Origin of the sequence: Paenibacillus sp. LPE1-1-1.1 (assembly GCF_040676435.1) — a bacterium.
Lineage (GTDB): Bacteria > Bacillota > Bacilli > Paenibacillales > Paenibacillaceae > Pristimantibacillus.
Map to the genome: position 1 here is coordinate 925018 of NZ_JBEGHY010000023.1, position 21736 is coordinate 946753.

At 45.4% G+C, this 21736-nt stretch carries 26 protein-coding genes; 8 read left to right on the top strand and 18 right to left on the bottom strand.

Going from position 1 to position 21736, the window contains the following annotated elements; all coding sequences use genetic code 11:
* The first annotated feature begins 5 nt into the window (after positions 1-5).
* The 8 genes from MRBLPE1_RS21045 (at position 6) to MRBLPE1_RS21080 (ending at position 4892) form a co-directional block, all read left to right on the top strand.
* Entirely contained in the window at positions 6-485 is a 480-nt protein-coding gene (locus MRBLPE1_RS21045; protein WP_364149092.1) for a hypothetical protein, read from the top strand.
* A 133-nt stretch (positions 486-618) separates the two neighbouring features.
* Entirely contained in the window at positions 619-933 is a 315-nt protein-coding gene (locus MRBLPE1_RS21050) for a hypothetical protein (protein WP_364149094.1), read from the top strand.
* Positions 930-1340, top strand: a complete 411-nt coding sequence (locus MRBLPE1_RS21055) for a type II toxin-antitoxin system HicB family antitoxin (protein ID WP_364149096.1) — start codon at positions 930-932, stop codon at positions 1338-1340. Before MRBLPE1_RS21050 ends, MRBLPE1_RS21055 begins: the two co-directional genes overlap by 4 nt.
* 142 nt (positions 1341-1482) lie before the next feature.
* Positions 1483-2376 (top strand): DUF5677 domain-containing protein, encoded by an 894-nt coding sequence (locus MRBLPE1_RS21060; RefSeq protein WP_364149098.1) that lies wholly within the window; start codon positions 1483-1485, stop codon positions 2374-2376.
* Between the two features lie 2 nt (positions 2377-2378).
* A complete protein-coding gene (locus MRBLPE1_RS21065) occupies positions 2379-2585 on the top strand; it encodes a hypothetical protein (protein ID WP_364149100.1) in 207 nt (68 codons plus the stop codon).
* A gap of 17 nt (positions 2586-2602) precedes the next feature.
* Positions 2603-3352, top strand: coding sequence for an FRG domain-containing protein (locus MRBLPE1_RS21070; protein ID WP_364149101.1), 750 nt, complete (start codon positions 2603-2605; stop codon positions 3350-3352).
* 44 nt (positions 3353-3396) lie between these two features.
* Positions 3397-3738 carry a YolD-like family protein gene (locus MRBLPE1_RS21075; RefSeq protein ID WP_364149102.1) on the top strand — a complete coding sequence of 114 codons (342 nt, stop codon included), beginning with the start codon at positions 3397-3399 and terminating at the stop codon, positions 3736-3738.
* A gap of 176 nt (positions 3739-3914) precedes the next feature.
* Positions 3915-4892 (top strand): tyrosine-type recombinase/integrase, encoded by a 978-nt coding sequence (locus MRBLPE1_RS21080; protein WP_364149103.1) that lies wholly within the window; start codon positions 3915-3917, stop codon positions 4890-4892.
* A gap of 331 nt (positions 4893-5223) precedes the next feature.
* On the opposite strand, the gene spo0A is transcribed toward MRBLPE1_RS21080, so the two are convergent.
* From spo0A to MRBLPE1_RS21170, 18 genes are all read right to left on the bottom strand, one after another.
* A complete protein-coding gene (gene spo0A, locus MRBLPE1_RS21085; protein WP_364149105.1) occupies positions 5224-6036 on the bottom strand; it encodes a sporulation transcription factor Spo0A in 813 nt (270 codons plus the stop codon).
* Positions 6037-6332: 296 nt separating this feature from the next.
* Positions 6333-7661: a SpoIVB peptidase gene (gene spoIVB, locus MRBLPE1_RS21090; protein WP_364149107.1), complete on the bottom strand. Its 1329-nt coding sequence runs from the start codon at positions 7659-7661 to the stop codon at positions 6333-6335.
* A gap of 123 nt (positions 7662-7784) precedes the next feature.
* Complete coding sequence (gene recN / locus MRBLPE1_RS21095; protein WP_364149108.1) at positions 7785-9497, bottom strand: DNA repair protein RecN; 1713 nt, start codon at positions 9495-9497, stop codon at positions 7785-7787.
* A gap of 15 nt (positions 9498-9512) precedes the next feature.
* Positions 9513-9965, bottom strand: a complete 453-nt coding sequence (gene ahrC, locus MRBLPE1_RS21100; RefSeq protein ID WP_364149110.1) for a transcriptional regulator AhrC/ArgR — start codon at positions 9963-9965, stop codon at positions 9513-9515.
* 20 nt (positions 9966-9985) lie between these two features.
* Positions 9986-10450: a hypothetical protein gene (locus tag MRBLPE1_RS21105; RefSeq protein WP_364149111.1), complete on the bottom strand. Its 465-nt coding sequence runs from the start codon at positions 10448-10450 to the stop codon at positions 9986-9988.
* A gap of 187 nt (positions 10451-10637) precedes the next feature.
* On the bottom strand, positions 10638-11468 hold the full coding sequence (locus MRBLPE1_RS21110; protein WP_364149113.1) for a TlyA family RNA methyltransferase: 831 nt from the start codon (positions 11466-11468) through the stop codon (positions 10638-10640).
* Between the two features lie 16 nt (positions 11469-11484).
* The gene (gene dxs, locus MRBLPE1_RS21115) at positions 11485-13383 is read right to left on the bottom strand and encodes a 1-deoxy-D-xylulose-5-phosphate synthase (protein ID WP_364149115.1); all 1899 of its coding nucleotides are present in this window, start codon (positions 13381-13383) and stop codon (positions 11485-11487) included.
* Between the two features lie 118 nt (positions 13384-13501).
* Positions 13502-14416 (bottom strand): polyprenyl synthetase family protein, encoded by a 915-nt coding sequence (locus MRBLPE1_RS21120; RefSeq protein WP_364149116.1) that lies wholly within the window; start codon positions 14414-14416, stop codon positions 13502-13504.
* Between the two features lie 2 nt (positions 14417-14418).
* Positions 14419-14673, bottom strand: coding sequence for an exodeoxyribonuclease VII small subunit (gene xseB, locus MRBLPE1_RS21125; protein ID WP_364149118.1), 255 nt, complete (start codon positions 14671-14673; stop codon positions 14419-14421).
* Complete coding sequence (gene xseA / locus MRBLPE1_RS21130) at positions 14651-16027, bottom strand: exodeoxyribonuclease VII large subunit (RefSeq protein WP_364149119.1); 1377 nt, start codon at positions 16025-16027, stop codon at positions 14651-14653. The genes xseB and xseA overlap by 23 nt, the downstream gene beginning before the upstream one ends.
* An 8-nt stretch (positions 16028-16035) precedes the next feature.
* Positions 16036-16896 (bottom strand): bifunctional methylenetetrahydrofolate dehydrogenase/methenyltetrahydrofolate cyclohydrolase FolD, encoded by an 861-nt coding sequence (gene folD / locus MRBLPE1_RS21135; protein WP_364149120.1) that lies wholly within the window; start codon positions 16894-16896, stop codon positions 16036-16038.
* Positions 16897-16946: 50 nt separating this feature from the next.
* A complete protein-coding gene (nusB, locus tag MRBLPE1_RS21140) occupies positions 16947-17390 on the bottom strand; it encodes a transcription antitermination factor NusB (protein ID WP_364149122.1) in 444 nt (147 codons plus the stop codon).
* A 138-nt stretch (positions 17391-17528) separates the two neighbouring features.
* Entirely contained in the window at positions 17529-17759 is a 231-nt protein-coding gene (locus tag MRBLPE1_RS21145; RefSeq protein ID WP_364149124.1) for a DUF2273 domain-containing protein, read from the bottom strand.
* A 14-nt stretch (positions 17760-17773) separates the two neighbouring features.
* Positions 17774-18331 carry an alkaline shock response membrane anchor protein AmaP gene (amaP, locus tag MRBLPE1_RS21150; RefSeq protein WP_364149125.1) on the bottom strand — a complete coding sequence of 186 codons (558 nt, stop codon included), beginning with the start codon at positions 18329-18331 and terminating at the stop codon, positions 17774-17776.
* A gap of 101 nt (positions 18332-18432) precedes the next feature.
* Positions 18433-18840, bottom strand: a complete 408-nt coding sequence (locus tag MRBLPE1_RS21155) for an Asp23/Gls24 family envelope stress response protein (RefSeq protein ID WP_364149127.1) — start codon at positions 18838-18840, stop codon at positions 18433-18435.
* A 135-nt stretch (positions 18841-18975) separates the two neighbouring features.
* On the bottom strand, positions 18976-20331 hold the full coding sequence (gene accC, locus MRBLPE1_RS21160) for an acetyl-CoA carboxylase biotin carboxylase subunit (protein ID WP_364149129.1): 1356 nt from the start codon (positions 20329-20331) through the stop codon (positions 18976-18978).
* A gap of 53 nt (positions 20332-20384) precedes the next feature.
* Complete coding sequence (accB, locus tag MRBLPE1_RS21165) at positions 20385-20876, bottom strand: acetyl-CoA carboxylase biotin carboxyl carrier protein (protein ID WP_364149131.1); 492 nt, start codon at positions 20874-20876, stop codon at positions 20385-20387.
* A 241-nt stretch (positions 20877-21117) separates the two neighbouring features.
* Complete coding sequence (locus MRBLPE1_RS21170; protein WP_364149133.1) at positions 21118-21735, bottom strand: SpoIIIAH-like family protein; 618 nt, start codon at positions 21733-21735, stop codon at positions 21118-21120.
* Position 21736: the final 1 nt, after the last annotated feature.

Consider the following 21736-nt stretch of genomic DNA (forward strand, 5'->3'; position numbering starts at 1 on the left):
TACCCATGAATATTACGATCGGCGCGAATTGTTGGGATGGCACACGTAAAGAGTTTCTGTCCGACATCGTAAACGTAAGCAAAATTACGAACCCAACTCGCTTATTACACGTAGATAAACGTATGTATGATCCGAAGGTAAGGTCGATTCTCGGTTACACGATACCGCTAACGTTCCTTGCGAGCTGCTTACCGTCGTTTAGTACGCACATTTTCGCGGCAAGTGCGCCTGAGGCCGCCGTTCCCGCAATTTCCAGCGCAGTAAAGACGAAGATCATCCACGCGTTCGATCCGCTTATCGACCTTATTATGTCGCTCTCATTTCCGATAGCTGGCGTAATGATTGCTGGCGGCTGTTTGTTCATACTCGTCGGGAATCGCGAGCGCGGTATGCAAATGCTTCAGAACGCGGCAATCGGGTATATTCTCGTACAGCTCTCTCCGTTGTTTTTAGACTTACTCGTAGGTATCGGTGACAGCGTTTAGTTTAACGCGAGGCCCGCTAATTTTGGCGGGCTTTTGCTTCCCATCAATTGGGTAAAGGATTATATTAGTAATTAGTTAGAATCGATCTGAGCGGCATTTAGACAGGTCAAAACGATACAAACGGAGGCTAAATATGAAAGCAGTAAAAAATTTGTTATGGATTACAGGAGTTTCCGAAGGATTACTCGGAGTACCGGTGCTTGGCGGTTTCATAATATTCGCAACTTCGTGGTCCCTTCTTTTGTTAATGTTAGTCATACATATTATCACTTTGATTGTTTGTAAGCGTAGTAACCGCCCTATTTATCCAAGCGTACTCGGAATCGCTGCGTCCGCTCTCGGCTGGATTCCGTTCCTCGGTATGACACTGCATATTCTTGCTGCCGTATTCTTAATCCGTAGCGCAGTAATTGAAAGTAAACGGTTGCGACAGGACGTGATTAAATGAAAGACCGGTACGTATATCCTGCGATATTCGATTACGCAGATGACGGCATCTCCGTAGAGTTTCCGGACCTACCTGGCGCGTTTACTTGCGGTGACACTGACGAGGAAGCATTGCGTATGGCACGCGAATGTATGGCGTTGCATTTATACGGAATGGAACGTGATTTTGATATTATCCCGCAGCCAACGCGCTTGATTGACGTTAAATTAGCCGCGAACCAGGCCGCTTTACTCATCGACGTATGGATGCCGCCCTTCCGCGATAAGATGGCGGAACAGGCCGTAAAGAAAACGTTGACGATCCCGAAGTGGCTCGACGAAATCGCGGTCGAGAATAACGTTAACTTCTCGCGCGTGCTGCAGGACGGATTAAAAGCGCACCTCGGCGTAAACGAGCGTAAGAAATAACGAATAAAACGGAGGGGCCCGTCATTTGGCGGGCTTTTTCGTATGCCGGCGCAGGAAAAATACGGAATTATGTCGAACTATTGGTTTGTAGTCATTATTTGATTTAAATAATTGATGCAATATTATTTTCGGAGGATACAAATTGATATTCTATAATGATGATATTCACGATAGTACAGAAAGGCCCGATTTGAATTATCTTAGTAAAACCTTGAGATTCGGCTGGAGTATATTCCAAAAAACTATCGACAAACAACTACAACATGAAGATTTGATAGTAGTTTCCTTGTATAGAAAATTATTAGAGCAATTAGACGGACTTTTCATACTTGTTGACCAAGATTCGCATAGTGCAGCAAAACTAACAGCGCGTGCCACTATTGAAACTTATACCTCAATTAAATATATCATGGCGGATAATCGAGTTTTACTTAAAGAAAGAGCAACATCATACTTCATTTTTAATATGCTTGATGAACATAAATTTATGAAAGATATTAAAAATGAAGAAACTTTAGGAAAAATATTTCCAAATAAGGAGTCGTTGAATGAAAAAATAAGAAGAATTGAAAGTTATTTAAAAACTTTCCCTAACTATCAAGTAATTTATGAACGAAAAAAAATAATTGAGGAAGAAAAAAGAAAAGGCACTAATAGATTTGTAAAGTGGTATACGCTATACACCAAAAACAATCAGCAAATATTTACGTTATCTGATTTAATAAAGTATGTACAGGGAAGTAAGGGATTAAATTTGTATAGTACATATTCCTTATTATCGCGTGAAACGCACGCCTTGACAGCTCAGTCAGATTTAAAAATAACATTTAAGCAAAGAGATGTATTCACAAACTTTAGTGAGCTTAGATACCGTAACACAAGCCACGAGAGTTTGTATGGGATGGTTAGAGCATTTGCATCAACTATTACTCTCAATATAATTGATCACTATTTCTCTTTTAATTCAGATGAATTCAATGAATTTAGGGAATTTTTCTTATCATATAAAAATGAAAAAGAGGATGGTTCGAACTAAACATGTTTAAAAATCGCTATCTTGGATTCAAAGTTTTAACCGCGCCGGTACATTTCTATACTGCCGCGCTCGATCAGTCTACGGTACTCGCGTTCCAGGATAACGAGCTCATCGGAACCGGTCGCATCGAAGAAATCACGGAGGAAACGGTAAAAATACGCGAGGAACGGTTCATGATCGCTAACTGTACGTTTGTTTATGCGAAATAATAATTAAGAGGTGTACTATGACTTTTAGTAATGAATGGCATCAAGTACTAGATATAGTTAATGAGAATAATAAAAAGTCTCCAATGATTTGGTACAGAGGCCACTCAGACGAAAAATTATTTAAGCTACACTCAGGATTATTCCGAGAGTCAGCTGACTTGCCCTCAGTAAATATCAACGAGGCCTCAAAATATAGAATGTTTTATAACCTCGGGCATAATTTTCACAACAGTAAAGATTGGGATCTTTTATTTATCATGCAACATCACGGAGTAAAAACAAGATTATTAGATTGGACTGAATCATTTTCTACTGCTCTATACTTTGCCTTTACCTCTTGGAACCCTAATAGATCTAATGCATGTGTATGGATGCTTAATCCAGTTGTTTTGAATAATAAAAGTCTTGGTTTCTATGGGTTTGCAGATGTAAATAGATTTGGGAAATATGAACATTACTTAAATAATCAGACCCTGTTTGCAAATAACTCAAGTGCACTTTACCCAATTAGAAATAGCCAAAGAATTATTGCTCAACAAGGAGTTTTTACGCTTCAAGGAAATTCAGGAGTTCCTTTGGATGAAGAGTTTAACGGCGAATTATTAGCAGAACATGCACTAATAAAAATTACAATAACACCAAGCGTGTATTATGATGCAAAGAACTATTTATACCAAAATGGTATTGGTCACTTTCGATTATTTCCTGATCTAGACGGACTAGCAAAATACGCAAACAACCCAATGCTTGCTTTTAATCACATTTGACTACAGAACACATGTTCGCATATACTTACGTTGAGGTGATCGTTATGACAACACAACGTAAAAAATTAAGCGGCAATGGTCTATGGGAAAGCAGCCGCATGATGCTACCGGAGCATATCGTCCGTATAAAAGAACATAGTCGCGAGTCAAACGCGAAGGAAAAGCCGATACTTGACGCGGATGCCGTAGAGGACATCGAACGTATAATATCGGCTTCTCATACGGAGCGGACTCCGATTACACTACGGCTATTTGACCGTTTCGAGGATTTAAACGTAATCGGCGTTGTAGACCGCATAGACACCCATAAACAACGCGTTATGGTCGACGGAGATTGGTTTCAGATGGCGGAGATACTCGGCGCCACACCTATACGAGAAGAATAAAAAACGCGCCTATTGAACGAGTTTCGCGACTCGATCGGTGGGCGCGTTTTGTTTGCGTTAGATTGCGTTGAAGATGCGTTAGAACAGCGTCATAAATTCGTCAACACGTTAAAGCGCTAAAGTTTTTTCGTTTTCTGCCGATATAATTAAAGAACTTAATCTTAGGAGGCAGAATGATGTCAAATTACACTTTATCTGATGCATTCACAATATTTTATAACGCAAAGAAATCGGAAGGCGTTCGTACTAGAACAGCACAAGTTTATATTATCAACTGGGGATATTTTACGGATTGGCTTGCAGAAGACTGCTTAATTAATACAATTACGGCAGCTAAGATTCGTGAGTATGTAAACTTCATGTTCGATAAAACAAAATTTAGTAATGCAACTGACGGTAGAAAAAGCTCCGATACGTTAGCTGCTCAAACCATAATCACCCGTTTAATGACAATTAGAACTATTTTCAATTTTCTAGCTGGCGAAAACTATATCGTTACGAATCCAGTAGCAAAAATTAAACTACCTCGCTATGACCGCAAGGAAAAAATCACATTTATTGACGATGACGTACGCAAGTTACTTGGAGCGCCTGATACTGATACACCTACGGGTCTTCGAGATCGCACTTTAATGATACTTTTAGCTGACGGCGGATTCCGCATTCAAGAAGCGTTAAAATTAACTACAGAGCTCCTCGATATAAAAGCACGTTGTATTCATTTGCCTGGTTCGATGAACAAAAACCGTAAACCTCGCGTTGTACCGTTATCACAAGGAACTGTGCGCGAATTATTAGCACTTATCAAAAGAAATAAAACTTATTTTGAAACAGAGTATATTTTCTTATCAAAAAAAGGAGATCCGTTAAAAGCGGACAGATTTCGAAAATCATTAAACGAGTACGCTATAAAAGTCGGCGTTGATCCAAAACTTGCTTATCCGCATCAATTTCGCAGCTATTTTTGTACAGCGTATTTGCTTAACGGCGGTGATTTATTTACGCTTCAACGCATAGTATCTCACGCCGACATCGAAACTACTCGGAGTTATGTCAGAGTTAACGACGAACATGTCCGAGATCAGCATACGCAATTCTCACCATTAGTTCGACTTGTACATTGTCTACACCCGCAAAAAAAGTGCGACCAATAAACGAAGAAAGCGCGACCATTAACGGATACATTCCGCTATCGGTCGCGCTTTCTTTGCGTTATGACTAATTAATCTTTCGTCTACTTGCGGAGCTCCGACGTAATTTACGTCAGAACTTCGTAAACGCGTGTACGAATTGAACTTGCGCATTAGATCGTGTATGATTACGGTGACTAACGTCGGACAAACTATGCGCACAAAGCGAGGTGAAAACTTAAAAGTTTAACGCAATTGCAACGATATTCTTTATTGGAACGGTGACGCTACCTTGTCCGTAAATTCACCGCCTCAGCTACCGAATATTATGCGAAAAGCCAGTAATGACGCGGGATTACGAGACTTTATGTTCAATCCGCAGCTTATCAGCCACCATCGCAATGAACTCCGAATTCGTAGGCTTTGATTTGCTGATGTTGATGGTGTAACCGAACAAGTGAGAGATGCTGTCGATATTACCGCGCGTCCAAGCGACTTCGATCGCATGACGGATTGCGCGTTCAACGCGGGATGGCGTTGTTTTGAATTTTTCAGCGATTGCAGGATACAGTGTTTTGGTGATTGCGCCAAGAATTTCAATGTTGTTGTATACCATTGTAATTGCTTCACGCAAATATTGGTAGCCTTTGATATGCGCCGGTACGCCAATTTCATGTATGATGCTTGTTATATTGGCATCTAGGTTTTTTCCTTTTGGAATTGGCACTACATTCGATTTCAACGAGGAAGAGCTGGTCGTGAAGCTGCCCGTTGAGGAATACGTTGGATTACCAACTAGTTGGCGAATACGGTTAGCTAAAATATCCATATCGAATGGTTTCAAAATATAATAAGAGGCACCAAGCTGAACCGCTTTTTGCGTAATATTTTCTTGACCAAAAGCAGTCAGCATAATAATTTTTGGCATGGGGGAAAGGTTCATTTCTTTCAGACGCTCGAGAACACCCAATCCGTCCAAATGAGGCATAATAATATCTAGGATAAGTACATCCGGACACTTTCTCGTTTCCTCCAAATGTCTAAGAACCTCTTCTCCGTTGTACGCGACTCCACTCACACTCATATCACTTTGTTCGGATATGTATTCCGATAACAGGTTAGTAAATTCCCGGTTGTCATCTGCTAATAATACTTCGATCTTATGCAAGTTGTGGTCCTCCTCTAAATGATTTTAATGATTACGCTCACTAGTTGTCTGCTTAAAGTTTTCGACATGTAGAGTTGAATTCCTTCTGTCGAAAATTATTTTTCTTTATTTTTTTAAGCCGATTCGATATAATTAATAATTTATTACATGTAACGATTCCATTCGTTTTGATTCGACAAATTTCATTGCTCGTTTGATCGCTCACGCGGTTTTTAATTTAAAAGATCCGCAGCAAAAAAAACGTCTGCTTTAGCTTTACCACAGCTTAAGCAGACGTTTTATTTATCAAATGCTTATCATGCAGCTTCACCGGTAAATCCATTTGCTGATTTCAACAAAACGCCTGCATCCTGAAGCATCCATTCGATAAAGCAGCCATAACCAGACGAAGGATCGTTAACGAAAACATGTGTAACGGCTCCCACTAACTTCCCGTCTTGAATAATCGGACTTCCTGACATTCCTTGAACAATGCCGCCTGTTTTGCTTAGCAAACGCTTGTCCGTTATTTTAATTACCATACCTTTTGTTGCTGGGCCAGATTGCTTGGATACATGAACGATCTCAATATCAAAACGTTCAACCTTCTGTCCATTCACAACAGTCAAAATTTGCGCCGAACCTTCTTTAACATCTTCGGCAAAAGCGACGGGAACCGATTTCTCGCTGTAGCTATGCGTTGGAACTTCATTCATTTTGCCGAAAATACCAAAAGGTGTATTCCGCTCCACGTTGCCTAATATTTTGCTTTCTTTCACAAAATGCGCTCTTTTTTCTCCCGGCTCGCCATTTTGGCTTTTGTTAATGGACGTAACGCTGGACTGTAAGATCTGGCCTTCTCCAACATCGATAGGTGTTTGCGTGTCCATATCGGTAATTACATGCCCTAGTGCTCCGTATACGCCTTGATCAGGAGCATAAAAAGTAAGCGTGCCTACCCCCGCAGCTGAATCACGGATATACAATCCTAATCGCCACGCTTTGTCCTCGGCATCAAAAACAGGATTCAAAAGCGTTTTGTTCAATTGACCGTCCCGTTTGTAAGTGACTTCGAGCGGCCGTTTATCCATGCCTGCCTTCTCGCTAAGCTCTGCAACCCTGTGAACTTGATTAATGCTCGTACCATCGATCTTTACGATCAAATCGCCTAGACGCAGTCCTGCGGCCTCGCCCGGGGATTGCTTCATTCCGTTGCTCCCAGCCACCTGATGATGGCCTACAACCAAAATGCCGGATGATTTAACCTTGACGCCAATCGTTTGCCCGCCTGGAATGACACGTAAATCAGGTACTACATTTACTTTTACGGTCTTGAATGGAATTTTACCAAATAATTTCACTTTCATTTTGGTTTGACCGCTTTGATTCGACTGCAGTGACAGTGGTTCGTTCAAATTTACGGATAAAGAATGACTGGTTGATCCGTTAATCTGAAGCATTTGTGGGTCGACCGTTACTTCTGCATGAACGGGCACTCCGTATTGTAATCGTTTCAGCTGCCCGGAGAATAAACGAAGTTCATTCGGGATTGCGGCAAAATGTTGAAACGGTGTGGAGCTTCCGATCATGCAAATGAAGAAAACGAGAACTAGGCCAAACCATCGCTTCCTTTGATTGGAGTTCAATGATTTCACGCTCCCTGTAATTCCATCGCATGACGAAAAAGGTTATGTCGCCATTGGCGTACCTTTAAGTTACCCTCACCCGCATGTTTTATGTCCGCAAAAAGATTCCCTTATTGGCTTCCATTACGCCCCCTTCTGTCTGTGAGCCAAATCAAGCATTTCTTGTGCATGATGCCTTGTTTTTTCCGTAACTTCCACGCCGCCGAGCATACGGGCAAGCTCATCAATGCGAACCGTATCAAGGAGCTCCTTAACGGAAGTCGAAGTTCGGGCACCGATAACCTGTTTGCGTATTTCATAATGATGATCGGCCATGCATGCCACCTGAGGCAGATGAGTAATGGAGAAAACTTGGCACTTGGATGCAAGCTGAGACATTTTCTCAGCAATCGCTTGTGCAGCTCTTCCGCTTACGCCGGTATCAACCTCATCGAAAATAAGGACAGGCACTTGATCGATTTCGGCAAATATGCTCTTAAGAGCAAGCATTATCCGGGACATTTCCCCCCCGGAAGCAATCTTGCTTAGCTGCTTCATTGGTTCGCCCGGATTAGTGGAGAGCATAAAGATCGCTTCATCCATCCCATTCGAATGTAAACGGATCTGCTTCGTTTCACCGGAGCCTGCGACTGTGGTATCGATTTGGACACAGAACTTCGCCGACGGCATTTGAAGCTGTCCCAGCTCGTTCTCAATCGCCTCAGACAGCTTGGCAGCAGCATGCTCGCGCAGCAGCGATAATTCCTTCGCCAAAACCAAGGCTTGTTCGTAAAGCTTGGATTCTTCTAGGCGCAGCTCCTCTAAGAGCTGGTCTCGATTTTCGATTTTGTCGCGATCTATCATTGTTCGATCTAAATAAGCTAAAATATCAGGAATCGACTCCCCGTATTTGCGTTTCAAACCGTTGATCAAATCAAGTCTGTCTTCTACCTGTGACAGCTCATCTGGATCAGATTCGATTCCATCTCTATAATCACGAAGCTGGAATGCCGCATCCTCCGCTTGATAAAAGGCCGATTGCAGCTGTTCAAGCAGCGGGTTTAATTTTGCCGGGTCATACGTCTGAATATCAATCAGTTTTGCAACCGCCTTGCTAACCATATCTAAACCTTTGCCGCCGTAGAGCAAATCGTATGCTTCAGAAACCGCATCCATTCTTTTCCCCGCATACATTAGCTTGCGCCGTTGTTCAGCCAGTAATTCATCCTCCTGCGGCTTTAGCTGCGCGTTCGAAATTTCCTCGATTTGAAACCGGTACAGATCAAGCATTTGCACATTTTGTCTTGTTGAGTTTTCCAAATCGCGAAGTGCGGCCCTCGTTTGCTGGAGCCCGCTGAATACGCTGCGGTAATTTTGTTTGCGTTCAATGAGTAAATCACCCGCAAATAAGTCCAGCCACTCCAAATGCTGCTCCGTGCGAAGCAGTGATTGATGTTCATGCTGACCATGTATATTCACAAGGCATTCGCCGATTTCCCTTAACATCGTCATCGTAACGAGCTGTCCGTTCACCCGGCTGCTGCTTTTCCCATGCGCAGAAAGCTCCCGTCTAATAACCAGCATTTCCTCACAAGAAGCATGTACCCCCAGCTTGGTCAGTACGCCCCATACCGGATGGTTACCGGGAAGATCAAATAACGCCTCCATCTCAGCCTTGTCACATCCGTAACGAACCATGTCTGCGGAGCCTCTGCCGCCTACCAGCAAGCTTAGGGCATCAATTAAGATCGATTTACCAGCCCCTGTTTCTCCTGTCAACACATGAAAGCCTTGGTGAAAAGTAACGTTCACTTCTTCAATTACCGCTAAATTCCTTATCGACAACTCACGCAGCATGGTTGATTACCTCCCTTAGTTCAACAGCTCAAGTATTCGTTCTACGACTTCGCCGCTTTGCGTTTTCGTCCGGCAGATCATTAAAATGGTATCGTCGCCGCAAATGGTACCCATCACCTCTGACCATTCCATGTTATCGACTAATGCACAAATCGCATTCGCGGATCCAGGCAGGCATTTCATCACAACGAGGTTATCCGTATAGTCAATATGTACGAAATGATCAAACAAAGCGCGCTTGAGCTTATGGATCGGATTTTGTTTCTGGTGCTCATGAGGAAGAGAGTACTTGTACTTTCCTTCGCCTTCAGGCACCTTTATCAACATTAATTCCTTCATATCGCGCGAAACGGTTGCCTGGGTCACCTGCATTCCCGAGTCGCGAAGCGCCTCGACCAGCTCCTCCTGCGTTTCGATTACCCGATTGGTAATAATTTCTTTGATTCGGTATTGACGAATCCCTTTCATGAAAAAACCTCCGTGAAATATTATTCTGATATGTGGAACGTGATTTTTCGAATGAGCTTTTCTTTCGCATCCACGAATAATACACCCTCACATTCGGGCAGAAGGAGCGAATAAACGAGTAAACGGTCCCTCACTCCGCTTGGCGTCCAGTCGATCGGCATCCGATCACGCGCCGTCTTCACGATGTATGTGCAATTATCCTTTTCCGCAATGTAATCAATATATAACCGGCTTCCCTTCCCAAGCGGCACATCATTCAGTTTGATTGGAATCGGCACTAAATGCTTGCCAGAACTTACCTCGTAACCGGCTTGCTCCAACAATATAATATTTTCGTCATCTGCTGCAAGCGCACCGCCTTTTCCCAACTTTAACCGATTAACGCTTGCAGGCTCATGCAGCCATCGGTGAAAGCTTCGAAACAACCAGGCGATAAATAAACCGCCGGCTAACAGCATAATAATTAAATCTCCGTAAGTCCCCACCAGCATCCCCCATTCGCAAATGGATTGTTTCTTTAATCGTTCGCTATGGTGGGGGCATTTTCCTGTATGACGCAGGAACCGAACGTTTGTTTGCTTTTCTATAGTTTATCAAAAGGAGCGTGCCGCTGTAAAGTAAAAAAGATGCCGGCAGCTAAAACACTGCTCGGCACCTTCCTCGTACATTTTATTATTTATTGGTGGTAAAGGTCTCATTCGCCTGCTTGACCAATTCTGCTAAAGATGCATCATTTGGAATCAGAGCGTTCGGCTCGGCAGACCAAGCCCAGTACGCCAAAAATTCGATATTTCCTTCTCCGCCCGTTATAGGAGAAAAAGTGATGTCCTGCAAAGAATACCCTAGTTCAGCAGCTGTAGTCAAAACCGTCCGAAGCACATCCCTGTGCACGGCCGAATCGCGAACAACACCCGATTTACCGACTTTTTCGCGGCCAGCCTCGAATTGCGGCTTTATTAGAGCTACAATTCCTGAACCAACCGACAATAAAGTTGATAATGCCGGCAATATATGCTTTAACGAGATAAAGGATACATCAATACTTGCAAACGTTGGCTGAGGACCTATTAAGTCAGCAGGCTGCGTATATCGGAAGTTGGTCCGCTCCATTACATGGACGCGTTCATCCTGTCTTAGCGACCAATCCAACTGGTTATAGCCGACGTCTATCGCATAGACATAGGATGCCCCGTTCTGAAGGGCACAATCCGTAAATCCGCCTGTAGACGCACCTATATCGAGCATTACGCGGCCATTCAATTCGATCCCGAACGTCCGGATTGCTTTTTCAAGCTTTAAGCCACCGCGGCTGACATAAGGATGCAGCGCGCCTTTAACCTTGATATCTGCCGTCCGGACCACTTTCATGCCGCTTTTGTCAACAGGCTCATCGTTGACAAGCACAAGTCCCGCCATCAATGCGGCTTTTGCTTTTTCTCTGCTTTCATAGAACCCGCGCTCAACCAGAAGCACGTCTATCCGTTCTTTTGCTGTTGTTGTCATCTTTCTCCCTCAATCGTTACTGTTGTCCAGTAACCCGCTTCATGCGTCTTGGCTGCATGGTTTTTAATTCTGTAGCAACCCGCTCAGCCGTTAATCCGATTTCTTTCCGTTGTTCCTTAATCGTTCCATGCTCGACAAAGATATCAGGCACGCCAATAATCCGAATAGTCAAGCCATATATGCCCTTGAGCGAATAAAACTCCAGAACGGAACTTCCTAATCCGCCAAGCTCTGCGTTTTCCTCTAACACGATCATATGCTTGCCCTCAGAAGCCAAGGCCAGCAGCATTTGTTCGTCAAGAGGCTTAATAAACCGCGCATTAACGATTTGAACATTAATGCCTTCGCGCTTCAGAAGTTCAGCAGCTTCTTCGGCAACCTGGAGCATCGGTCCGATTGCCATAATGACGCCAGAATCACCTTCGCGCACCGTTTCCCACGTTCCAATCGGAAGTGCTTGCGGGTTTGGATCCATCTCGACTCCTAAACCAGCGATACGCGGATAACGGACTGCGATCGGGCCATCGTCGTAATCGACTGCCGTCTTCAGCATTTGTCTTAACTCATTCTCATCTTTCGGCATCATAAGAACCAAATTAGGAATATGTCTCAAGAAAGAAATATCGTAAACGCCGTGATGGGTTTCCCCGTCAGGTCCTACAAAACCTGCACGGTCAATCGCAAAAATTACATTTAGGTTTTGACGGCAAATATCGTGGACGACCTGGTCGTATGCACGTTGCAAGAAGGTCGAATATACGGCAAACACAGGTTTCATGCCTTCCATGGCAAGGGCTCCTGACATGGTAGCCGCATGCTGCTCCGCAATGCCGACATCAATCATCCGGTTCGGGAATCTTGCGGCGAAAGGAAGCAAGCCTGAGCCGCCTGGCATCGCCGGCGTAACAGCTACAATTCGATCATCCTTCTCAGCCAACTCGATTAGCATTTCGCCGAATACATCCGTATATACGGGCGGGCCTACGGCCTTTACGACTTGACCGGATTCAATCTTATACGGCGTAATGCCGTGCCATTTGAAGGAATCGGCTTCGGCTGGCGAATATCCTTTGCCTTTCACCGTCAGTACGTGAACGAGTACCGGTCCAGGCATCGAATCCGCTTGCTTCATGATATCGATCACTTGCTCCATATCGTGACCGTCAACCGGACCAAGGTAAGTAAATCCGAACTGTTCAAACAAAATGCCGCTGACCAGCAAATATTTCAAGCTGTCCTTGAACCTTTCAGCCGTCTTGGCCAGCTTCCCGCCAATGGCCGGAATTTTGTTCAATAACTGCTGAAGCTCGTCTTTGGCTTTATGATAATGACGATCTGTTCGTATTTTCCCTAAATAATGATGCAAAGCACCGACATTCGGCGCAATGGACATTTCATTATCATTCAAGATAACGATCAAATCTTTTTTCTCATGTCCGATATGATTAAGCGCCTCTAAAGCCATACCGCCTGTAAGGGCACCATCGCCTATGACGGCAACTACGCGGTTGCTTTCACCCTTCAAATCACGGGCAAGCGCCATCCCCATTGCCGCAGACAATGAAGTACTGCTATGTCCGGCTTCCCAAACATCATGCTCGCTTTCGGCACGTTTGACAAAGCCGCATAACCCTTTATATTTTCGGAGTGTATCAAACCGATCCATGCGGCCGGTCAAAATTTTGTGGACATAAGATTGATGACCCACATCAAATATGAATTTATCTTCAGGACTATTAAATAAATAATGCATGGCTAGGGTCAGCTCAACGACTCCTAAGTTAGGAGCGAGATGACCACCCGTAACGGAAAGCTTCTCAATAAGGAACTGACGGATTTCAGCGGCCAGTTGCTCTAGCTGAGCGGTTGTCAAAGCTTTCAAATCTTGAGGTCCGTTAATCTGGTCAAGCAGCACGTTACTTTCCTCGCTTTCGCGGACAGATCATAAATACCGTCCCATGAACATCTACATTTTTCCTATTATAGCATACTGCGATTTTTTTCCCAACCAAAATGGAAAAAGCACTGCATTCTCAATGATCGCGTTGAACGAGATAGTCCGCAATTTCAAGCAGCCGGCCCGGTTCTTTAAAATCCGCTTCCAGGATTGACGACTTGGCTTCTTGGGTTAACCGTTCAACCTGAGCTTTGCTTTCTTCTATTCCGATAAGGAAAGGATAGGTTACTTTATTTTGTTCCACATCGCTGTTTGTTTTTTTGCCAAGCTTCTTCTCGTCACCGATAAGATCGAGAATATCATCCTGAATTTGAAAAGCAAGCCCGATATTGCGTCCATAACGAGCAAGAAGGTCAAGCTGCTTCTCTGTCGCTCCTCCAATACGGCCCCCTGCCGTTACCGAAAAAGCGATAAGATCGCTTGTTTTGTGCAGATGAATATATTCGAGTTCATGAATGGACGTAATGCCTTGCTCGCCAAGCATATCGGCTACCTGGCCGCCCACCATTCCCGGCGCTCCAGCCAGCTTGGCTAAGTCCTCAACAATGGCAAGTGCAATTTCGGCACCGATCCCGCCTTGGCGTGCAGCTTGAGGAATAAGATGAAAAGCATGCGTAAGCAGCGCATCCCCGGCTAAAATAGCCATCGCCTCGCCAAACACCTTATGATTCGTAAGCTTGCCTCTGCGATAATCATCATTATCCATGGCAGGCAGATCATCATGCACCAGGGAATAGGTATGGATAAATTCAACCGCGCAGGCAACAGGCATCGCTGCATTAATCACGGCCGCATTGCCCTGTACCGCTTCGGCAGCCGAAAGCACGAGGGCTGGTCTTAGACGTTTGCCGCCTGCTTCTAACGAATAAAGCATCGCTTTCCTTAATTGCTCGGGAATATCCCATGAGCTCGGCAGCGATTGTTTAAGTGAAGCCTCGATTAGCTCCGCGCACTGCGATAAATACGTTTTGATTGCGACCTTCTCGTTCAAGCTTATTCCCCTTTATCCTCGTTCACGTCTGCAAACGGTTTTTTCTGAAAGCCCTGCTCCGTCTCAATCAACAATTCAATTTTGCGTTCAACTTGCTCAAGCTTGCCTCCGCAAAGCTGCGACAGCTTCATTCCTTCTTGAAACAACTCAATTGCAGTTTCAAGAGGCACGTCGCCGTTCTCAAGTTTAGATACAATCGAATCTAACCTTTCCATCGCTTGCTCAAAAGTTAGCTCACTCTCTTTCTTTGCTGCCATCCATCCGAGCTCCTCTCAATGAATCTACATGACAATCCAGTTGACCGTCTGCCACCTTCACCTTAACGATATCGCCTGGCTTCACATCTTGAATCGATTTGATTAAACGCTGCTCTTGTTCGTCATAAACCAGGCTGTAACCCCTAGACATAACCTTCAAGGGACTTAAAGCGTCCAATTGCTTCATTGCACTGTAAAGCCTATGGTTCTTCTCTTTTACGGATATGCCCATGGCATGCTCCAATTGTTTGTGTGCCGACTGCCACCTTTTCGAAGCAAATGCCACCCTCTCACCGGGATGGTGGCCTGCAAGCGTGGTTTGCAATCTGGCTAGTCTTGTATGACCGCGATCGGTTATTCTCTTTGTACGCTGCTCCAGACGTTCCGTCAATCGGTCGAGACGCTCGGCCTGCTCCAATAAGTACTTCCTTGGATATAAGAAGAAAGGCGAACGCCGGATGCGCTGCAATTTTTCCTTTTCGTTTTGGACGCGATAACGAATGCCTTGTTCGAGCCTATGCTGCTGCCGCCGAAGCTGCTGTTGTAATTCCGCTATGCTCGGAACGGCCAGCTCTGCTGCTGCAGTTGGCGTCGCAGCACGTAAATCCGCGACGAAGTCCGCGATCGTAAAATCCGTTTCATGCCCTACTGCGCTTATTACCGGAATCGCAGAAGCCGCAATGCTCCGAGCTACCGCTTCCTCGTTAAAAGCCCATAGCTCTTCAAGGGATCCGCCGCCGCGCCCAACTATTAATACGTCGGCTTCGCCGAAACGGTTCATAGCCTCGATCGCCTTGACAATGGCGGGTGCGGCTTGGGTTCCTTGTACTAGCACCGGGTATACGTATATCGGTATTAACGGATAACGCCGCTGTAACGTTATAATTATATCTCTTACCGCCGCACCTGTAGGAGAAGTAATGACACCGATTGCACGCGGAAAAAGAGGAATCGGCCGTTTGCGCGATTGCGCAAAAAGCCCCTCGTTAGTCAGCTTGCTCTTCAACTGCTCGAATGCGAGATATAAGCTGCCGATTCCGTCAGGCTGCATGGAATTGACGTAAAACTGATAATTCCCATCGCGTTCGTAGACAGAAATATTCCCTCTCGCAATCACCTTCGTCCCCTCTTTGGGGATAAACGGAAGACGCTGGTTTTGGGAAGCAAACATAATTGATTTTATTCGGCTGTCGCTATCCTTTAGCGTAAAATACATATGTCCGCTTGAGTGATGAGTGAAATTCGAGATCTCGCCGCGCAGCCAAACATCGCCCAGCAGCAAATCCGACTCCATTTTCATTTTAATGTAGCGGTTAAGCTCTTTTATGGAATAAATTCGCGGCTGATCTGCCATGCCTGCTATCACTCCTTGATTCCGTTAGCCCTTTTTGCTGCCGTAATTGTATTTTTCATAAGAAGGGTAATGGTCATTGGGCCTACTCCGCCTGGCACTGGCGTGATATAGCCCGCAGTTTCCAAGCAATCCTCAAAATCAACGTCGCCTGCCAGCTTGCCGTCAGGCAAACGGTTAATTCCCACGTCTATGACAATCGCGCCCGGCTTGACGAATTTACTTCCGATTGCTTTGGCTTTACCAATCGCTACGACGAGAATATCCGCCTGCTTCGCAATTTCCTCCATATTGGCCGTACGGGAATGACAAATCGTTACCGTTGCATTTTCACGAAGAAGCAGCATGGCTACCGGTTTACCCACAATGTTGCTTCTGCCGATTACAACGGCATGCTTGCCGGCAATATCAACGCCGCTGCGTTTGATCAGTTCAATCACGCCAGCAGGCGTACAAGGCAATAAACTATCATCGCCAATGACGAGATTGCCAACGCTTTCCGGATGAAATCCATCTACATCCTTATCCACGCGAATAGCATCAATTACGGCTTTCTCGTTAATATGCTTAGGAAGCGGCAGCTGAACGAGGATTCCGTTTATTGATGCTTGATTGTTAAGGCGGTCGATTACTGCAAGCAGTGCCTCTTCGCTGGTGTCAGCGGGCAAGCGATGAACCTCGGAGTAAAACCCGAGCTGCTGACATGCTTTCTCCTTTGAACCTACATATACCTTAGAAGCAGGATCTTCTCCAACGAGTACCACCGCAAGACCAGGAATAATACCCTTTTCTTTCAAGGCTGCAGTTTCCGTAATCATTTCCTCTCGGATAAGGTCGGAAATTTTCTTTCCTTCAATGATTTGTGCGCACATAGCTCCAGTCTCCTTTAGCAACGATGAATGTGTTAAATTTACGTTTTCGATTAAGATTTCAATTCTTCAATTTCAAGAAGAAGCTTACCCAATACTCCGTTTACAAACTTGCCCGATTCCTCCGTGCCAAAATGCTTAGCAAGCTCAATCGCTTCGTTGATTGTAGCTTTCGGCGGTACATCGTCCCGGAATACCATCTCATAGCATGCCAGTCTCAGCACTTGACGGTCAACACGCGATAAACGATCGATCTGCCAGCCCGTCAAATACTGCTGCAGCATGCCGTCAATGGCTTGCCTATGCTCCATAACGCCTGTTACGAGCTCACGTGAGAATTCATCCGTGCTGCTTGCCTCAGAAGGGTCAGCGCCAATTTCATTTTCATGACGAAGCTCCTCCATCAGCATGTCGACTGCATCTGATGCCGAAACCTCATTCATTTCCATTTGATACAAGCTTGAAATTGCTATTTCTCGTGCTAATCTTCGTTTCATGTTACCTCCGCGGCAGCTTAATGCCGATCAAATGATTTTGTACTTGTAAACTCATTATTTCAAAAAAAACCTATGATCTCCTCCCTGCCCCGAAATAAGCGGCTTTCCGAAATCCGGAGTACGGAGGAGACCACAGGATCATCTAAACGGCCGAAATCTTTCTAACAACGAATACCAAAGCCGCTGCCATGGAAAGATAGGTCCGTTGCTTGTTTCCTTTTGAACGCCGATCCAATAACCTATGGAGACAAGAAGCCCTACAAAAAGCATGTCCCAAAAACCGACAAACAAATAAAGCAGCCCGAAAAACAGCCCTATCGCGGCACCAGCTGCGCGTTTTCCATAGATGGCCCAGAAATCTCTCCACATCAGCAAACTCACCTCTATTCCACGCGACTCTTAAATGTGCCTGTTTGAATGATGTTTGCAACATATACCGCTACATTTGTTACAGGTATACCTGCAATATCCTCCACATGCTCTTTCACAGCGCGTTGAATCTCTTCCGTCAGCACCGGGATGGAGCTTTCGCCATCGACTACCGCACGAATCACAATATCAAGCCCGGCATCCGTTGCTCGGATGCGTGCGCGCAAATCCTTAACGCCGCGTTGACGGGATGCTGCCTTCAATGCCAAATTTTCGATGGTTTCAATCGAGATTCGGATGTCGCCGAAATCGGTTCTTTGGTCAATGGAAGGAGCTGAAGCCGAACCGCGATGCAACGATACGATAAAAAATCTAAGGCTGAGTATAAAGAGGATGACACCCGTTACGATCAATGTGATTTTCAGTGAATCGAGACGGTAGAGATCCGCTATCCAATCATTCAACAGACCGCTTGGCAACCAACCGAAACCAATGCAGACCAGAACAACTGAAATACAGCCAATTACAATGCTATACAAAAACAAAAACAGCTTGTCCACGACCTTAATCAAGCGTAGCGCCTCCTCCTGCCAAGCCGAATGAAAACCCCCTTGCGCCGAGCGGCATGCCCATTCACGAGGGGGTTGTACGGGATTTATTAAACCATCTTTATTTATTTAACTCTGTGTAGAAATTCATCTTCTTCCGGTTTATCAGGCGTCTTGAAATGTACATCGTGAATATGTACGTTCACTTCAATAACGTGGAGTCCCGTCATCATCTCGATTGAACGTTTCACATTCCGTTGAATTTCCGAAGCAATTTCCGGAATACGATTACCGTACTCAACGATAATGGATACATCAACCGCAGCTTCACGCTGGCCCACTTCAACTTTTACGCCTTTGGACAAATTTTTACGACCGAGAAGCTCAACGATACCTCCAGCAAATCCGCCGCTCATTCCCGCGACGCCATCCACTTCAATCGTAGCTAATCCAGCGATAACTTCAATGACTTCAGGTGCAATTTGAATCGTGCCAATGTCCGTTTTCTCATACTCCGCAGCGACCGTACTCATGATGGCTGTACACCTCCTTAAAGTTGCGCGTACCCGGCGAAAAGCCAAGCAATAAACCGCATCTTGTTAATATACTATAACATTCGGCAAGAAATATGACAAACTATACTACTTGTTCACATTTTTGTCGTAACCTTATTCGGGAGCGTTGATATCATGCTCTTCCAAGAACTTAATGTCGAAGTTTCCGCTCACGAATTTCGGATGGTTCAAGAGCTTTAAATGGAAAGGAATCGTCGTCCGGATGCCTTCGATGGCAAATTCGGATAAAGCCCTTTTCATTCTGGCGATGGCCTCTTCACGAGTTGCGCCCCAAACAATCAGCTTCGCGATCATCGAATCGTAATGCGGCGAGATCGTATACCCTGGGTAAACGGCGCTATCAACGCGGACACCCGCACCGCCTGGTGGCAAGTAAAACGGAATTAAGCCCGCGGAAGGCATGAAATTCCTTTCGGAATCCTCTGCGTTGACCCGGCATTCAATCGACCAGCCATTGATTTTCAGATCGCTTTGCGCAAACGAAAGCGGATTTCCTTCCGCAACGGAGATCATTTCTTTTATCAAATCCACGTTAGTGATCATCTCTGTTACGGGATGCTCAACCTGGATACGAGTATTCATTTCCATAAAATAGAAGTTTCCATCCGGTCCAAGCAAGAACTCCAAGGTTCCCGCGCCGGAATAGTTAACCGCTAATGCAGCGCGTACGGCTGCCTGTCCCATTCGATCACGCATTTCCGGCGACAATACAGAACAAGGCGCTTCTTCAACGAGCTTTTGACGTCTGCGCTGAACGGAGCAGTCACGCTCGAACAAATGAACGGCATTGCCGTGCTTGTCAGCCATAATCTGGATTTCGACATGCTTCATGCCCGTTAAATATTTCTCCAGGTATACGCCTGCGTTACCGAAGGCTTTCTGCGCCTCCTGCTGTGCAGTCGATATTTGTGCAACAAGCGTCGTCTCGTCTTCAGCAATCCGTATGCCTTTTCCGCCGCCGCCTGCCGTTGCTTTAATAATGACAGGATATCCGATTTCACGGGCAACGCGGATCGCTTCCTCCATGTTCTCAATAAGGCCGTCGGAACCTGGAATGATCGGCACATCCGCCGTTCTCATCGTTAGCTTGGCGACCGCTTTATCCCCCATTTTATTGATAGCATCCGGAGAAGGTCCGATAAACGTGATATTGCATGATTCGCAAATCTCGGCAAAATCGGCATTCTCGGCGAGGAAACCATAGCCGGGATGGATCGCATCGCATTCGGTTATGGTAGCAACGCTCATAATATTCGTTAAGTTTAAATAGCTGTCTTTCGATGCCGTAGGCCCGATACAGTAGGCTTCATCGGCCAAACGGACATGAAGCGAATCGCGATCCGCTTCCGAATAAACAGCAACTGTGCTAATACCTAGCTCGCGGCAAGCGCGAATAATACGAACCGCAATCTCGCCGCGGTTTGCAATTAATATTTTGTGAAATTTCACGTAGGAACCCCTTTCAAACGTCAGTTTCCCTGTTCGGACGTTCACTCACATCTTTATTCAGGCTTTACAAGGAACAGTGGCTGGCCGTACTCGACGAGCTGGCCATTGGAAACCAGAATTTCAACGATTTCGCCGCGAACCTCTGCTTCCAGCTCATTCATCAATTTCATTGCTTCCAAGATGCAGACGACGCTTTTGTCGCTGACACGGTCGCCGACTTTAACGAAGGCAGCCGCTTCTGGCGTCGGCGAGCTGTAGAACGTGCCTACCATAGGGGATACGATTTGATGCAAATGATCCGTTGAAGGACGGACAGGCGCAGCTTCTTGCACGGCTTGAGGCTGTGCTGCTGGAGCCGCTTGCTGAGTTTGTAAAGGTGCAGGCGCGTATGTATGCGTAATTGGAGCCGCTTGCACATTCACCACTTCCGTTTTCCCTGGCTTGCGGATGAGCAGGCGAGTCCCTTCGTTTTCAATTTCCAGCTCATGAACGGAAGTTTGATCAACCAATTTGATCAACTCTTTGATCTCGCTCAATTTGAACATGAATATTTTCACTCCTTAAATTTGCGATAGCTGAATGCTTCTACAGCATGCAACCCTGTAAGGTTAGCATGCCAATATAACCAATTCTTTCACATAACGTTTAACATTATATCATAAACAAGCCTGAACACGAATCATTTTTTGTTTGCTGCAGCATAACCGCACAAAAAAAGACCTTGGCGACATCAGCTCCCATGCTGAAGTTCCAAGGCCTTTCCGGTTCATCGAAGCGGAATTCTCTTTATGGAATATAGCGAACGGACACTTGATCCGCGCCAACCTCCATCGTGGTCATGACCAGTTTGATAATATCTGCGGCTTGTTTCTTCTCAAGCTTTTCGCTCGATACGACGACATTGTATTTATCGCTTTGCTCATCGATTACGACATTTTCATAAAGCTTCAACAGCTCCGATTCAATGCCCGTCAGTTTAGAATTTTTTTCTTCAAGCAGTTCAAGCTCGGCGATCGCTGCGGATGCTTCTTCCGGTTTTTTCTGCGTATCGTTAATTGCGGCCATGATTCGGTTGTCGTCTTCCGTGTTCTTAATCTCACGCTTTGCAAGAAGCTCGCTGAACACTCCGCCTGCCGCCAAACCTTGCTCTTCAATTTGGTCCAATGCCGCTTTGTCCGCATCGCTTAAAATCTCTCCGCCTGCCGGCTGCTCCACTTCATTAACGACCAAACCGTTACCGCTTGCCGCTGCCTCCGTCGCATCGTTGGCTGCCTGCTCCGTTTGCGAGCCGTCAGTCAGTACATCCGGTGACTCTACATCCTGCGTGAATAAGTAATAAGCCGATAAAACCACCATCAAGCTGAGCATTGATACAAGCCATACCGTTTGTCTTTTCGTGTTCATG